Raw genomic sequence first — 14,373 nt, 5'->3', positions numbered from 1 at the left:
GAGTAAGGTTATAACGGTTATTTACATTGCGACTGCGTTTGTGGCTTGTAAAAGACACGATAAATATTATAAAGCTTCTTAGTATTGAGGCAGAAAAGTTTTAGATAGTAAATCGAGTATTGAAGGAGAAAGTCATTCCTACGCAGCACTTGCCCCAAGTCATAGCAGGGCCAATAGTTAGAAAAGTGACGCCTACTGAATGCCATATATGGGTAGTCACCAGTAACGTCGAGGCACCATCACTGAAACTGTCGGTCTGTGACCAGACCATAGCGGGTGAGTGTCAGAGTGAAACGGTACGCGTAGGCACTTATGCTTTCATCCATCTTATCTCTTTTTTCGCGGCTGATACTTTTAAAGACAGAGCGCGAATTAGCTATAAACTGTTATTCGACGATTCGTCTGCCCAAACCACATGGGAAAATGAACAGCGCGCAATACTCTACGATGGCCAAACTTCGCCAAGCTTTCACTACACAGAAACGCCTGAAACTATTTTGCACGGCTCATGCCGCAAACCCCACTTTCATGACGATGATGCGCTGGCGCAGGTTGACGTTCTTCACAAGAATGCGTTTGAAAAGGATGACGGCTTTCCCGATCTTTTGTTGATGACGGGGGATCAAATTTACGCAGATGATGTCGCTGGCCCTATGCTTAAAGCCATTCACAGAGTGATAGAGCGCTTAGGCCTTTACCACGAAGCGCTTGAGGGCGCAGTGGTGAGCAATACGAGTGAACTTGCAACCCATGAATTTGGGTTTTATGAACGTGAACAGCTTCTGCCGCAAATAGCGACCAATACGGTATTGTCTTCCATTTTCTTTGGCGCCAAGAAAAAGCCTGTGTTTACGTCGGTAAATGCACAAAACCATTTAATTGGCAGTGCAGAGATCATCGCTATGTATCTGCTGGTGTGGTCCGACACGCTTTGGGCTGATACGTTGCGCTCTGATGGCTCTATAGATAAAGAGGGTATACCAGAAAAGTACTCAAACATTTTCAATAAAGAAAATGACGCGCTTACCGGGTTCGTTAAGCAATTACCCCAGGTACGTCGAGCCCTGGCACACATTCCCACCTATATGATCTTTGACGATCACGATGTTACCGACGACTGGAATTTAACTCGGGGCTGGGAACAAGAAGTCTATGGAAACCCTTTATCAAAACGCATGATCGGCAATGCGCTTATCGGCTATTTGCTTTGCCAAGGCTGGGGGAATGCACCAAAAAAAGTAGCGCCACTAATCGCTAAAGTACAAGAGTCAATGGGAGAAAGCGGTTTAAACTCGCACGATGAAATCATTGACGATCTGTTGGATTTTGATCAGTGGCATTACCGTTTAGATACCACACCTCCTATTGAGGTTTTAGACACCCGCACGCAGCGTTGGCGCAGTGAATCAGATATGAACAAGCCCTCGGGGCTAATGGACTGGGAAGCGCTGTGTGATTTCCAGCATTCTATTATTGGCAAGGAATCTGTCATCGTCGTCTCTGCCGCTCCCATCTATGGGGTTAAAGTTATAGAGGCCATTCAAAAAATATTTACGTTTTTTGGCAAGGCGCTCACGGTAGATGCAGAAAACTGGATGGCACATAAAGGTACTGCCAACGTTATGTTAAACATTTTTAGGCACTATAAAACTCCACCTGAATTCATTATTTTGTCGGGGGATGTGCACTATTCCTTTGTGTACGATGTGCGTTTACGCTTTAGGCGAAACAGCCCTCATATCACTCAGTTCACCTGTAGCGGATTGAAAAACGCGTTCCCGGATGGGCTAATTAAATGGCTAGATAGATTAAACCGCGTGCTGTATCGCTCCAAGTCTCCCTTGAACCTTTTCACAAGACGTCGAAACATGTCGGTAAAAGCACGAGAGCCTAGCAAGGGTTATGGCGAATTATTCAACGGTTGCGCAATCGGTGTATTAAAAATTTCACAAAAAAACGCCGATGTTCAGTGCAAAGCTTTGTTGAGCAACGGTAAAGAGGTAGAATTCCCAGCTTCAAAAGACGATTAGTTCAAAAGAGGTATCTAATGAGTGATAGCGCACTGTCCATCGGATTATTTTACGGCTCAACAACCTGCTATACCGAAATGGCAGCAGAAAAAATCCAAGCGCAGCTCAATAGCCTTTTTGACGAAGACATTGTTGACCTTCACAATATTAAAGATGTAAACCTGACGCGCACAGCCGAATACGACATCATTATATTTGGTATCTCCACTTGGGATTTCGGCGAGCTGCAAGAAGATTGGGAATCTCACTGGGAAGAGGTTCACGGCTTAGATTTAGCAGGTAAAACCATTGCACTATTCGGCCTTGGCGATCAACTTGGTTACGGTGAATGGTTTCAAGATGCGTTAGGCATGCTTCACGATGCAATTATGCCCTCGGGTTGTAATATTGTGGGGTACTGGCCTAATGAAGGCTACGAGTTTACCGCCTCTAAAGCCTTGACCGAAGATAAAACCAAGTTCGTAGGTTTATCTCTTGATGATGAAAACCAATACGACAAAACCGATGCTCGCATTGAAGCCTGGTGTGAACAGCTACTGGTCTCAATGGCATAAAACTTTAATCCACTTGGATATCAGCGTTGGAAAATAAAGGTCGTCTTCATCAGCAGTTCTATCGCAACGGCCCAAGCCATCGGGACGGTGCCGACGTGTCGTTTCAAGATATTCGTAAACTGTTTAACTTCGCAACGATCACGGTTGGCAGGTGGGTGACCGCGGAAGAGCAGCAGATCGCTGCCAATTTATTTTTTGATGCGCTGTACGATCTGGTTGCGATCCTTAATATCAATGAGCAAGTGCTGTCTTTAAACGGCTCTCTATCCCTTGCTTTTGGCAGTGGGGGGCAAAAACACAGTAGCGCCCACTACAACAGCGCAAAAAGGCAGCTAGCGCTAGCAAAAAACGCGGGAGCTGGGGCCCTTGCCCATGAGTGGTTTCACGCATTTGATCACTACATTGCGCCTCGTATGTTCGAAGGCATTGCTGCCGGCAGCTTCGCCACGCAGGCATGGCTAGATAACGCACCTATGAACGCCCATCCGTTGAATCAAAAATTAAGCGATTGCTTCTCGCTATTGTTCTTAAATGATCAAAAAAGGCCTAATGAGTACTTTGTGCGATCGGTAGAAGCTGATCGCGCGCTAAAAATGTATTATTATGCTATGCCTCAGGAGATGGCTGCCCGAGCGTTTGAAGCCTGTATACAAGATCACGAGATCAAAAATGCGTTTTTGGTACAAGGCACAAAAAAATCAACGGAAGCTAGACTTGGCATTTACCCTCATGGTAACTTGCGTATATCACTCAATCAGGCATTGATGTTGTATTTTTACCAATTAGGTGTCGCTATTTCACGCAAACAACCCTGAATTGTTGTTTTACCACCGTGAAACTGAGTATTTTTTCAACAACAAGTGTTAATGAGCACACTGTTTTTATACAAAAGTCTGTATATTTTTGTAACAAGCAGTATACTAAATGGCTCGAACGTAACAGAAGAAAGAAGACGAGATGAAAAGAAAGAAGCATACCTCGGCTGAAGACGAGGCTCAGATTGATATGACCCCCATGTTGGACATCGTGTTCATCATGTTGATTTTCTTCATCGTAACGACCTCGTTCGTGAAAGAGAAAGGTTTAGACGTAAACCGTCCAGAAGATAATCAAGCGAAAAACGACAAGCCTTCTAAAGCGCTTTCTATCCGTATTGATGCTGATGGCACTATCATGATGGGTGGCCGTGAGGTTGATATTCGTCGTGTGGTTGCGAACACGCAAACATACCTAGCAGAAAACAACACTGATTCTGCTGCTATCCAGGCTCACGAAGACAGCGAGCACGGCACAGTGGTTGAAGTGATGAACCAAGTTAAAATTGCTGGTATCGACAAAGTATCTGTTTTGGTTAAAAAGAGCAGTTAAAACGCTTTATTAATCAAATACAAATTAAGTAAAAGCCACCTTCGGGTGGCTTTTTCGTATCCTCTCTTATACCAAAGTATCTCTTGTGCTATCGCACGAATTTTGTTCAGATCGTACCATTCGGTGTGTCTGGATAAACCATGTTGAAACTCGGTTCCAGACTCGGATGTCACTGGAGCCATTATGCACAAAAAACTTATTTACACTGCTGTACTTGCAGCAGTAATGTCAGCACCCCAGGTGTCTGCAGCAAAAATCGAATTAAGCGAAGCCTTTAACTACAACGCTTTCATCTTTGAAGATTACGAAGGTGAGCGTTCTGACGTTGAAGGTACGTTAGCCGTAGGTGGAAACCTAACGGTTGAAGACTTTGATGTAGGTCTTCTACTCCCTACCGATCTTTCTTCTAGTGCACTTTATGTAGGTGGCGATCTTTCTTATACCCGAGGCCATGTTCACGCAGGACAAACCACAGTTTCAGGTATGGTTACTGCTAATAGCGTAATGTTCGATGGAGCACTAAACAGTACCAGTGCTACCACAGTAACCTACGGTAGTGTGGAAAACGGCGGTATATTCAGTAAAGGTGACGTGACATTAGAGAAGGCTGGCGTTAATAACGGGGACATCCAGTCTGAGCAAGCCGTCACCATCCGTGAAGCGGGTGTGAATGGCTCCATAACCTACGGTACAACGCTTACCGTGGATAATGCTGGCTATACTGGGAGCGCCGTGCAGTCTTCCAGTAATACAGTAAACGTCGACAATCTCGATTTTAATTCCATCGCTACTGAAGTAACGGCGCAGTCTCAAGACTTTGCCTCGATGAGCGTGAATGGAACAACGACACTGACCTGCACCGACGCTTCAGATCCAAATGCGTTAGTCAGTTGTAATGACAGTAATATTGATACTCTCGACACCATCGTATTTTCCGGCTCCGATGATGTGAATATCTATTCGATTAGCTCTGACTGGTTCAGCGCAGCTGACAAAGACATTGTTTACGATTTCTCTACCACTAGCTATAACATTATCAATGTGTATGGGGATACAGTAGAGCTGTTTAATACAGGCTTCTTCAATACTGCATTTACGCAGGAAAACGAATACTTTACAGAAAATGGCCAGTATAGAGACAATGATAACAATGAAGGTCAACGTCACGACGGGCTTTACACTAACAATATTTTGTTTAACTTTGTTGATGCTGAAGATTTAACCCTGCACAGTGTTGGCGTAAAAGGTAGCGTATTAGCGCCATATGCAGAGCTAAGTTTTTATAATGGTCACGTAGATGGCAATGTGATTGCCAATAGTTTGGTCACGCCGCTTGTGGAATTAGTTAACGACCAAGGTGAAACTTACAACGCGCCAACAGGCCAAATTAATAACTATCAGTTTGGCGCTATTAACGTTAGCGAGCCCGCTTCAATCGCCCTTTTATTTGGTGCGGGTTGTTTTATGCTGGCTAGACGTAGAAAAGCGAATTAACGCTTAAAAAGAGAAATTACTCTTCAAATTAAAGCGGCTTTACAAAGCAAAGCCGCTTAATCTTGGCGAAGACAGCAAAAGCTCATCGCTTGTTACACCATTACCCTGCCCTTGTCGCCACCTTATCTGAATACCCGCTTCAAACGCTTGATATTCAACCGCAAACGCTTTTCCAATATAGCCAGCCACAATCCAGTTGTGGTTAATACGATATTGCCCTTCAGCCATAAAATTGCCGCTTAAACCTGTGTCTGAGTTTTCTCCAAGGGTCTCATCTAAGTCTTCAAGACGAAACGCTTCTCCTGTTGGAAAACGTAAATCATCGTCTTGTTTAACACGAGAGAGTGCAAGTGAACTACGCAGTTTAACCTGCCAATTATGTGCCTCTAGGGTTAGCAGCTCAGAATAGCCGCCAATACTGACAAACTGACTCGGGCTAAAGTAGCCCCCGTTGCCTACAGTAAAACCGCTTAAATTTTTATCGTAGCTCGTATAGCTTAAGAATGGCCCTACACGCCAATAATCAAGGCGAGAAGATACCATATCAGCTATGTCGTAACTCACGTCACCACGAAGCGATAACGCGCTGTTATCAGCAACGAGTTCGCCTTCTAATCGGCTTATTTGTGCAGTTCCTGCAACCGACATATTGTCAGCTATGGAATGGGCAACTAATCCACGAATACCGCTTTCTATCACATAGCCCCAAGACCTACCCCGGTTGGCATAAAACGTTCCGGTCTGACTCAATAGACTGTCTTCTTTCGCTTTTCTAAATAGCGTGGCCGCAACGGTAGTACTTGCTAAGAACTTTGTCGCCGAGATTTGCCCGGTGATTTTGGCGCCAACAGGTTGCTCGAACATGCCATATTCCAAATTCGCGTAAAAGTTGAAGTCTGGCGCTTGATAATAGGCTTCAGCTCGAACACCTGTATCTTCGAAACCACTTATGCCCACAGATGATCTTTCTAATTGCCTGTCACCGAACCAGTCACCAGCTTGAGGAGAACCACTGTAGAACTGCTTATAGTCTAATGAAACTTGCCAAAGCCAGTTTTTATAACCGCTGCCAATACCGATGTATTGTGACAATACATCAAAGTTACCAAGCCCCTCGCCACCACTTCGACTGCGAGTATTTATACCGTAAACTGCACTTAGGCCTTCTTTAGTTTGTGCGGTAACCGCTTGTGGGTCGTCGTTTTGATAAGCTAACCAAAACTGTTTTCTAGGCCACGCGTTGCGTATCGTGCGCGCTTGCAAAATGCTTTTCACTGCACTGTATTTTAAGGCCAAGCGATTTAATGTAGCGTCATTACTTTGATTCAATGAAACCAATTCATTCGCAATAACCGTATTGCTTGGCGTTTTCGATAGCACTTGCTCGAACGCCGCCGTTGCGGTGGAAATGTCTTGTATTTCTTTTGCAGCCCAGCCAATTAACGCACGTTCCTCTATGCTTAAAGGCCGCAAACGTTCGAGGGCTTCGCCAGCTTGTATACTTTCTTTGTAGCGCCTTGTATCGAAAAACTGGGCCTGTCGACTAGCCAAGCCATCTGCGCAGCGCCTGATGAATACTTCTGTATCAATACTGCACGCCAAGTCGAAAGCGTTTTGCTCAGCAACATCGCTGTTTTGCGCGCTGAGTGCCAGAAACTGGCCTTCATTATCTTCTACTATACTAAACAGCGCTTCGGCAAAGTCATAATTTTTTAAATCATATTGCTGCCACGCCGCGCCTTGTAGTACCTCTTTTACGTAGCCATTGTCGTCAGACTTAAGAAACTGTGCCAGCCTTGCTGTATCACGCAGCGACAACGCCTGCTGGAGCTTGATACCTGTAACGCTGTTAAGACCTTGCTGTGCTGATTGTTTATCGATATCGCGAACAGACGATTGCAAAGCTGCAGTAAACTGTTGGCTAGCGACCTCTAACATGCCTTTGTCGATAGCAGTCCACCCCATGAGCAAGTAAAAGTCAGTACGCTTTAACTGATTGCTTAGTGCTACAAGTGTTTCTATTTTTTGCTTTGACGTTTTCGCTCTAGCTTTAGGCGTTAATTGCGCAAACCTCTCTAGTGGAAGCGCTTTTGAGGCAGGTTTGGCAACCTGTTTTTGGGGTGTTTCGAGCGAATCATTGGGCATAGAGTCAGCCTCAGGTTTGCCTGACTTATCTACTCTCGGTACTGAAACTACAGGCTTAATAGTACCTTTAACTCGGCCATTAATTCTATTTAGCTCAGCTTCGACTTCTTCCGGCACCTTCCACTGGGGGTAACGGGCTTTTAAACGCGTAAATTCTTCGTTCGCTCGATTAATCTGTCGCTCGTTAATGTGATACCAAAGCCCGGTTAAATCGGGCTGTTCCTGTTGTGCCGGAAGTATGCCTAGATCTTTTTCTTTGTAGGTTGTTTTAGTTTGCCCGTACGCCTGCATCGACCCAAAGGACGTGAGCAATGCGCCGATGGCTAGACAGAGTGACGTGCGTGTAAACCTTTCTTTCACGATGCATTATCCAAAACAGCCAACATAGAGAGCAGCGTTAGGCTTGCAGAGTAATAATCCATGTTACGGTCGATAGAAGGCCACTTAGGTTTTTGTGGCGATTCTGCTTTCATTAGGCTGTTTACCGCAATCTGAACCGACTTCATGCCCTTCGACATCTCGTACTCAGCTGTTTCCTCACTTAATAGGTTGATAGTAGCTGGCGTAGGCGTAACAGCCCACCATGCATAATATGGCGCTAGTAGCTTTTCGATTAGCTGATTATTTTCACGAAATTGCATTGACCATGAAAGCTGCAGTGGAATGCGGATGGCATTAAAGCCGAATTCGGGCGATATCACCTTGTCTAGGCTTACTGCGCCAATATTCTTACTGTCTGAGTCAGTACTGTTGGGCGTAAAACGCACCCAGTCACTTGGTAACTTATAAGAAGAAAATTGCATTTTAGACAGCAAAGCTAAGCCCGAATTATAGAGTTTCTCCCAGCGTGCGGGCGTAGCCGATATTTTTGCCAAATCAGTGATAGCGGGAAAAACCCAGTAAGACAAATTCAGCTGCAAACTGTTATTGCCTGCTTGTTCGGACGTAAATCCGTATTCACCAGGTAACAATACAACGCTGTTGCTTTGGGTTATCAACAACTTCTGTTCGACAGCACCCACAATTGCTTTAGCGTCTTCCAGATAGCTGCTTACGCCCCACCGTTCATGCGCGCGTAATAACGCCCACGCGATAAGAATTTCGCCATCAGAGGCGTTATTAGGGTCATCAATACAAGCAGATGAATTATCAACACAAGGGCGATAACGCCAGCTAAACAAGCCGTCGTCACGCATTAGTGTGCTTTTAGTCCAATGCCACAGTGCGTTGAAGGTGTCTTTATCGTTTGCGGCAACGGCAAAGAGCATGCCGTACCCCTGCCCCTCGCTATGTGATACCTCATCATTTCCGGTATCAACTACCCGCCCACCATCAATAAACAGCGCCTTATACGCAATGTACTGAGACTTAAATTCGCTATCTTCTTCAGTAGAACATGACATTAACAAAAGCGTGATACCGAATAAAAATGTTGCTCTTAAAACGCTATGTATATTTACCATGAGTCTTGTACTTGTTTGTTTCTGCGTTTTAATAATAGATATATAAACAAACTCACCACAAACACTATAGCTACGAAACCTATTAGCCAATACCACGGGTTATTAGATAGCCATAACCTTAAGTGCAACCAAGTATCATCAGCTTCGCCAACCTCATATTTATCGCTTACTTGCATAACCAAAGATGGCGATAAAGCATTTTTCCAAGCAAAGAAGTCGCCAGCCATTTGCCCCCACATTGACAAGCTAACCAGGTCGGTAACTCTCGCCTGAAGCAATTCAGGACTTTGCGCGGCAATAATGAACATAGTATCCGTCTGGGATGAAGTTGGATGCTCTTGGGCGGTCAACACTGCCTGTTCACCTAAATCACTCTCTTGTACTGTGTGCCCATCTACACGCATTACCTTGAAAGACATGTCGTCAGTAAGCGTACGTACGCGGTTGTACAAATTATTTTGCAATCGATAAGACCAGCGTTTTGTTGCCTCTATCGCAGTGCTAAATTCGGTTTGCTCAATTTGCGAGAGGGTTTCTGGCGTGCCTAAAACAATAGCTGAGCCATCGGTAGAAACGTTATTTTCTTCTCTTATATGCAGGTTTAATAAAGGAACTTGTGCAACTTGTGCAAGTTTAGCCGTTAGCGTGAGCGCGGTACCTAGATAGTTATCTGATGGAATGACAATTGTGGATACAGGTGCCGATTTAAATCGTGCAAACGGGTAGGCAGTTTCAGACAATAATGCCAAATTCGGCTGCACAGCAACATTTCCTGCATCCGGAAATTCGATAGCAGAAGAATCGGCCAGTTGAAAAACCAAATGCTTACCTGAAACATCGTCACAGGGCACTCCTGCAAGTGGCGCGCGTAAGCTTAAATCAAAGTCTACATTGTTGATGCCTCCTTTAAAAAAGCGTGCCGGCACTCTGAGTTGATAATCCCTAAACGACTGGCCGTTGTCATTATTAAGCGCTAGGCCGTGGACTAATTCATCATTCACGCTCACATTCATTACAGAGCCAGGTCCGAAACCCGCGCCATACCCAAAATCTAAGAACAAGTTAACGCTGGCATTCTCTGGTACGTAAAAGTCAGCGGGCAATCTAAACGATACTCGTTTGTTGAAGGTGCCTTCGTCTCTAAATTGCGATGTGGACACGCCTAAATCTTGAAGTGTGTAATGATTATCAGGAGCCAATACAAAATTGCGCTGAAGCGTGTCTGCTTTCATTTGGGTTTGGGAAAGTATGGTGACCTGAGAGACTGGATTGATAGCGTCATCCATTACCGCCAACGCTTTTGCAGCTTCAAGCACTTCAATTGGTGTAGTACCACTAACAATAAGCCGATAGCTCGCCGGTACAATTACTTCACCATCTTTAACAAATGCTGGAGTTCGCTGGGTTTTCAAAAATGCACCGTCAATATCATTTATTACTTCGTCAGATAACACAGGAGATAACGCATCTACGGTGCCAATTAATACGTGAACGGGCTGCTTTTCTTTTCGTTCCAAATACCAAGCAGTGCGTTCATAACGCGCTACGTTTTCCTCACCCCAATAGCTATCCTCAGTCTCTTTTAATTGAGGCAAAACATAACCATCATCGAAGGTTTCATGCTCTACAATTAACGGTTGGTATTGGTTTCTAAGCGCTAGAGCTTGTGCCACTAAAGGCAAAGTTTGTTGCTTTAGCTCACTTTCGATCTCGCGGGCAGTGTAAAGCTGTACGTCTCTCTGTCCGCCAATGCCTGGATTTAAGAAACCGCTTAAATCTTCTAATTTAAAAGGTTTGTTATCGATTGATGTATCTAACTGTAACGTTGACGTATAGGCATTAATTTCACTCCATAGCTCTGGCGCACTGCCATCTACGCACTGCTCGGCATAGTGCTGGCTTACTGCTAACGTCAGTGAATTAAAGCCTGCTCGCCAAAGAGACTGGGGTATTTCTATCTCAGAGACTAAAGACGGCCTTTGAGGATCAAAAGCCACCTGACCGATAGTCGCGTTGTTGAACCTAACATAAAGTTGAGAGCGTTTTTTGATCAACGCTTGGGAGCTCATTACCTCTAACCGCAGTCGAGCGCTGTTTACTTTCGCAAGCGAACTAAGAGGTATAGGTATGTCTAGCGTTGCCGCTTTACCTTGTAGGCGCAGGGTTTCGTCACCGCCGAAAAACTCTGTTAGCCTGTAAGTATCGGTTTGGGCCGCGAGGCTGCATGATACGCACAAACACAACATGAAGATAAAGTATTTTTTAATCATTGTTTGTCCTTTACCGATTTAGGCAATAGACCTAATTTATCGGCGAATTTGCCTATTAATACAAGCATATGCAATAAAGCTGGCTTTAATCCAACTTTTAATACGTGTTTAGCTCCAAACCAGTAAGAAATGGGTCTGGTTCTACGACGTTGAAACGATAACCACCGCAAGCTATCACAAAGTGTAAAAGCGATGACTTCGTTTTCTTGTTCGTCCGTTTCTGGCACAAAACGAACTCTTAGTATTTTAGATTTGCTATCATAGTTCATTACAACAATAGCGATATGTACATTCTTATTTAAAGCATGACTCCATGACGAAAGTGTTGCCTTTTCCGGAACGAATGCCCCTTTACCTTTCAATCGCAACCTTGCTCCACCTAATGAAAGGTCGACTAAGTCCCCCACCCAAGCTTCATCACTTTTAGTTTTAATCACTACACTATTGGTAGCTGGCAACCGAGCTTGGCTGCGTACCTGTTTTCGCTCTAGTAGAACACTCAACACTGACAGCAACAAAATTAAATTAAAGACATTCCAAAGCAGTACGACTACCGTAAGCTCTCGGGTTAGTGGTTCAGTTATTAATTTATAAACTCCGCTCCCTAGCGCGAAGGTAATAAGAAGTATTCCCCAGTAAAAAACATTAGAAAGCGGCGATACGAAGGTTTTCTCTAAGCTTTCTCCTTTTGGCGTTACTACAAAAGAGGGGGCTCGAGGCTTTAAGAAAACTTTTACTAGTGCGTTTAATGTGAATGCGCATTGCAATATTTCGTAAAGCTCGGACACCAAGGGCCATCGCGTTCGCCCAAAGAGCATTGTGGAGATCATATAAGTTGCGAACACATGGGGTAGTGTAAATGCGAATATCTCTAGTATAGAGGCATGGTAAACCTGAAGCCCGAACACAAGATATGCTAAAGGCATGAGTAAAAAGATAATGCGGGCGAAAGGAAACAACCAAAACATGATTGAACTCATGTAGCCCACCCGCTGGTACCACTTTAAACCTTCCGCTTTAAATGGTTTTTTGAGTAGTAAAATTTGTGTCATTCCCTGCGCCCAACGCATACGCTGTTGAATAAACGCATCGAAGGTTTCAGGAGCAAGTCCGCTTACCATAGGTCTGTCAACATACACAGACTCATAGCCCATTTTATGCAGGTCTAGCGCGGTTTCTGCATCTTCGGTAATAGAGTCACCAGAAATGCCGCCAACCAAGTCCAAGTGCTTTCGACGCATTAATGCGGCTGAGCCACAAAAAAATGAGCTTCCCCAATAATCTAACCCCTTTTGAATAGTGCCATAGAACATATCGTTCTCTGAAGGCATGCGCGTAAACGCTGAAAAGTAATTGCGCTCTACTGGATCTGGGTTAGCCATAAAGTGAGGGGTTTGAACTAAGAACACCTTTTCGTTTTTAAGCATCCAAGGGACAGTTCTGTCGAGAAAGTCAGAAGTAGGCACGTGATCGGCATCGAGAATTACAATCAAATCTCCCGTCGTATTTTGTATTGCACTATTAACGTTGCCCGCCTTAGCAAACTCATTTTTCGCCCGAGTGTGATAGGTAATGCCTAAGCGCGAACAAAGTGATTGTAAGTCTTGTCGACGCTGTCTGGCTGACGCTGCCGAGGTAGGGTTATCCGCATTGATTTTTTGATCTGTACCACCGTCGTCAAGCAGATGAATATGAAGCTTATCTTTTGGGTAGTCCAACATTTGTGCGGCACGAATCGTGACCTCTAATATCTCTTCATCTTCGTTATAGCTTGGGATCATAACGTCTACGCTTGGCAGCGCAGATTTATCCATACCTTCTAATGAGAGCAATGGTCGACTTAACGGGAAAGCATTAACAATAGCCCCCAATACCGAAGTGATACCCGCATATATTTCAGCTGCGAACAGCAGCCATACTGCAATCATCGAAAAAATATCTGAATAGGTGAGTGTATAGATACCTCGCCACAGCAAATACCTTACGCTAAGTGCTATGGCCAAAACGAGCGCAAAGATACGGAATAAATGCTGGTATTTCTGAGTATGACGCGCTTCTTTACTACAAAGAGAGATGAAAACTAGGATAGTAATAGAGGCCAATAGTTGGCCTAGTGCGTCCATTGGCGCTAAAAGTAAGCCTCCTAACAAACAAGAGGCTACCAGAAGCAACAAAATTAGCTTGGAGGTATAGTGATGTCTATGGGTTTGTGAATAATCCAAGTTTGCGATCCAATATGTGTATTTGAGTTACACTTGCATAGTTCGCCCTGTTTATTAACTTCATGGTTCCGTCAACAATCTCAACTTCGTGGTTGCTTTTGTAGAACAAGCTAGAGATATGGTCTCTGCGTTTTCTATTACTTTTCGAAACTAAGAACCATGCTGGGTAAGTCGCCAAACCGAAAGCTGCAACAGTAATCAAACTGTAGAAAACTGCTGGAGACATGGAAGGAGCCACGTACAGGGAAAATAAAAACATAGCGATACTCAGGACCGTAAATATAGCAGTAATTTTACGTAAACGTATAACTTTTATAAGATTATTCTCCGCATCCAGTAGCATTTTAAGACGCTTTTTCCAAAGGTTCTCTGTTTCAAGACTGGTGCTTACTTCTACCAAACGCGGCTTGTTGCCAGCTGGCGCTGTATTTTTGAAATGTTGTGCTCGTTCAAACACATTTACCGCAGAACCGCTATTGATAGCGCTTTGAAAAGACTGCTCAAGCAGATCAGTTTGATTAATTTGTTGGTTGTTATCGACTAATTTCACTGCGCACGCTCTCCTGACTACTACACGACAAGTCTACTTCTGCACATCCGGAGGAAAAATTGCTGAAACCATACTTACTGATTGATAATGATACGCTTACATACGCAAAAGAAAATTGGACTTTAGCTCATTAAACTTTGGTATAAGCCTTTAAAAACAAGGCTTAGAGCAGATTGATATACCAAAACCTGACCGTTTGGAGGAGTGCTATCAGGCGTTTTTAAAACCCAGAACAGCCCATTTTTTGAGCTAAAAGTGAGCTAAATTAGACTAATTG

10 protein-coding genes are annotated in these 14,373 nt (G+C 44.2%); 5 read left to right on the top strand and 5 right to left on the bottom strand.

The genetic code is table 11. The features are described from left to right. Nucleotides 1-149: 149 nt before the first annotated feature. The 5 genes from ACXAGK_RS19215 (at nt 150) to ACXAGK_RS19195 (ending at nt 5,446) form a co-directional block, all read left to right on the top strand. Nucleotides 150-2,030, top strand: a complete 1,881-nt coding sequence (locus ACXAGK_RS19215; protein ID WP_474857487.1) for a metallophosphoesterase family protein — start codon at nt 150-152, stop codon at nt 2,028-2,030. A gap of 17 nt (nt 2,031-2,047) precedes the next feature. Next, nucleotides 2,048-2,584 carry a flavodoxin FldB gene (fldB, locus tag ACXAGK_RS19210; RefSeq protein WP_474804791.1) on the top strand — a complete coding sequence of 179 codons (537 nt, stop codon included), beginning with the start codon at nt 2,048-2,050 and terminating at the stop codon, nt 2,582-2,584. A gap of 26 nt (nt 2,585-2,610) precedes the next feature. After that, a complete protein-coding gene (locus ACXAGK_RS19205; protein ID WP_474857455.1) occupies nt 2,611-3,399 on the top strand; it encodes a CLCA_X family protein in 789 nt (262 codons plus the stop codon). A gap of 142 nt (nt 3,400-3,541) precedes the next feature. Continuing rightward, on the top strand, nt 3,542-3,952 hold the full coding sequence (locus ACXAGK_RS19200) for an ExbD/TolR family protein (RefSeq protein WP_014950746.1): 411 nt from the start codon (nt 3,542-3,544) through the stop codon (nt 3,950-3,952). 183 nt (nt 3,953-4,135) lie between these two features. Next, nucleotides 4,136-5,446 (top strand): choice-of-anchor A family protein, encoded by a 1,311-nt coding sequence (locus ACXAGK_RS19195; protein WP_474857454.1) that lies wholly within the window; start codon nt 4,136-4,138, stop codon nt 5,444-5,446. 39 nt (nt 5,447-5,485) lie between these two features. On the opposite strand, the gene ACXAGK_RS19190 is transcribed toward ACXAGK_RS19195, so the two are convergent. Genes ACXAGK_RS19190 through ACXAGK_RS19170 form a run of 5 tightly spaced genes read right to left on the bottom strand, consistent with a single transcriptional unit; the run spans nt 5,486 to nt 14,096 of the window. Beyond that, nucleotides 5,486-7,951: a cellulose synthase subunit BcsC-related outer membrane protein gene (locus ACXAGK_RS19190; RefSeq protein ID WP_474857453.1), complete on the bottom strand. Its 2,466-nt coding sequence runs from the start codon at nt 7,949-7,951 to the stop codon at nt 5,486-5,488. Continuing rightward, nucleotides 7,948-9,054, bottom strand: coding sequence for a family 8 glycosyl hydrolase (locus ACXAGK_RS19185; protein ID WP_474857452.1), 1,107 nt, complete (start codon nt 9,052-9,054; stop codon nt 7,948-7,950). The genes ACXAGK_RS19190 and ACXAGK_RS19185 overlap by 4 nt, the downstream gene beginning before the upstream one ends. After that, entirely contained in the window at nt 9,048-11,324 is a 2,277-nt protein-coding gene (locus ACXAGK_RS19180) for a cellulose biosynthesis cyclic di-GMP-binding regulatory protein BcsB (protein ID WP_474857451.1), read from the bottom strand. Before ACXAGK_RS19180 ends, ACXAGK_RS19185 begins: the two co-directional genes overlap by 7 nt. Beyond that, complete coding sequence (gene bcsA, locus ACXAGK_RS19175) at nt 11,321-13,546, bottom strand: UDP-forming cellulose synthase catalytic subunit (protein WP_474857450.1); 2,226 nt, start codon at nt 13,544-13,546, stop codon at nt 11,321-11,323. The genes ACXAGK_RS19180 and bcsA overlap by 4 nt, the downstream gene beginning before the upstream one ends. Continuing rightward, the gene (locus ACXAGK_RS19170; protein ID WP_474857449.1) at nt 13,524-14,096 is read right to left on the bottom strand and encodes a hypothetical protein; all 573 of its coding nucleotides are present in this window, start codon (nt 14,094-14,096) and stop codon (nt 13,524-13,526) included. Before ACXAGK_RS19170 ends, bcsA begins: the two co-directional genes overlap by 23 nt. Between the last annotated feature and the right edge of the window lie 277 nt (nt 14,097-14,373).

It is taken from the genome of Alteromonas sp. ABM1_013 (assembly GCF_056160505.1).
The sequence above is the reverse complement of the archived record's forward strand: the minus strand, read 5'-3'. Positions and strand labels throughout refer to the sequence as shown.

Bases quoted from the DNA above. Each gene is read 5' to 3' on its own strand.
- ACXAGK_RS19200 (WP_014950746.1), top strand. From the start codon at position 3,542: ATGAAAAGAAAGAAGCATACCTCGGCTGAAGACGAGGCTCAGATTGAT.
- ACXAGK_RS19180 (WP_474857451.1), bottom strand. From the start codon at position 11,324: ATGATTAAAAAATACTTTATCTTCATGTTGTGTTTGTGCGTATCATGC.
- fldB (WP_474804791.1), top strand. From the start codon at position 2,048: ATGAGTGATAGCGCACTGTCCATCGGATTATTTTACGGCTCAACAACC.
- ACXAGK_RS19185 (WP_474857452.1), bottom strand. From the start codon at position 9,054: ATGGTAAATATACATAGCGTTTTAAGAGCAACATTTTTATTCGGTATC.
- ACXAGK_RS19195 (WP_474857454.1), top strand. From the start codon at position 4,136: ATGCACAAAAAACTTATTTACACTGCTGTACTTGCAGCAGTAATGTCA.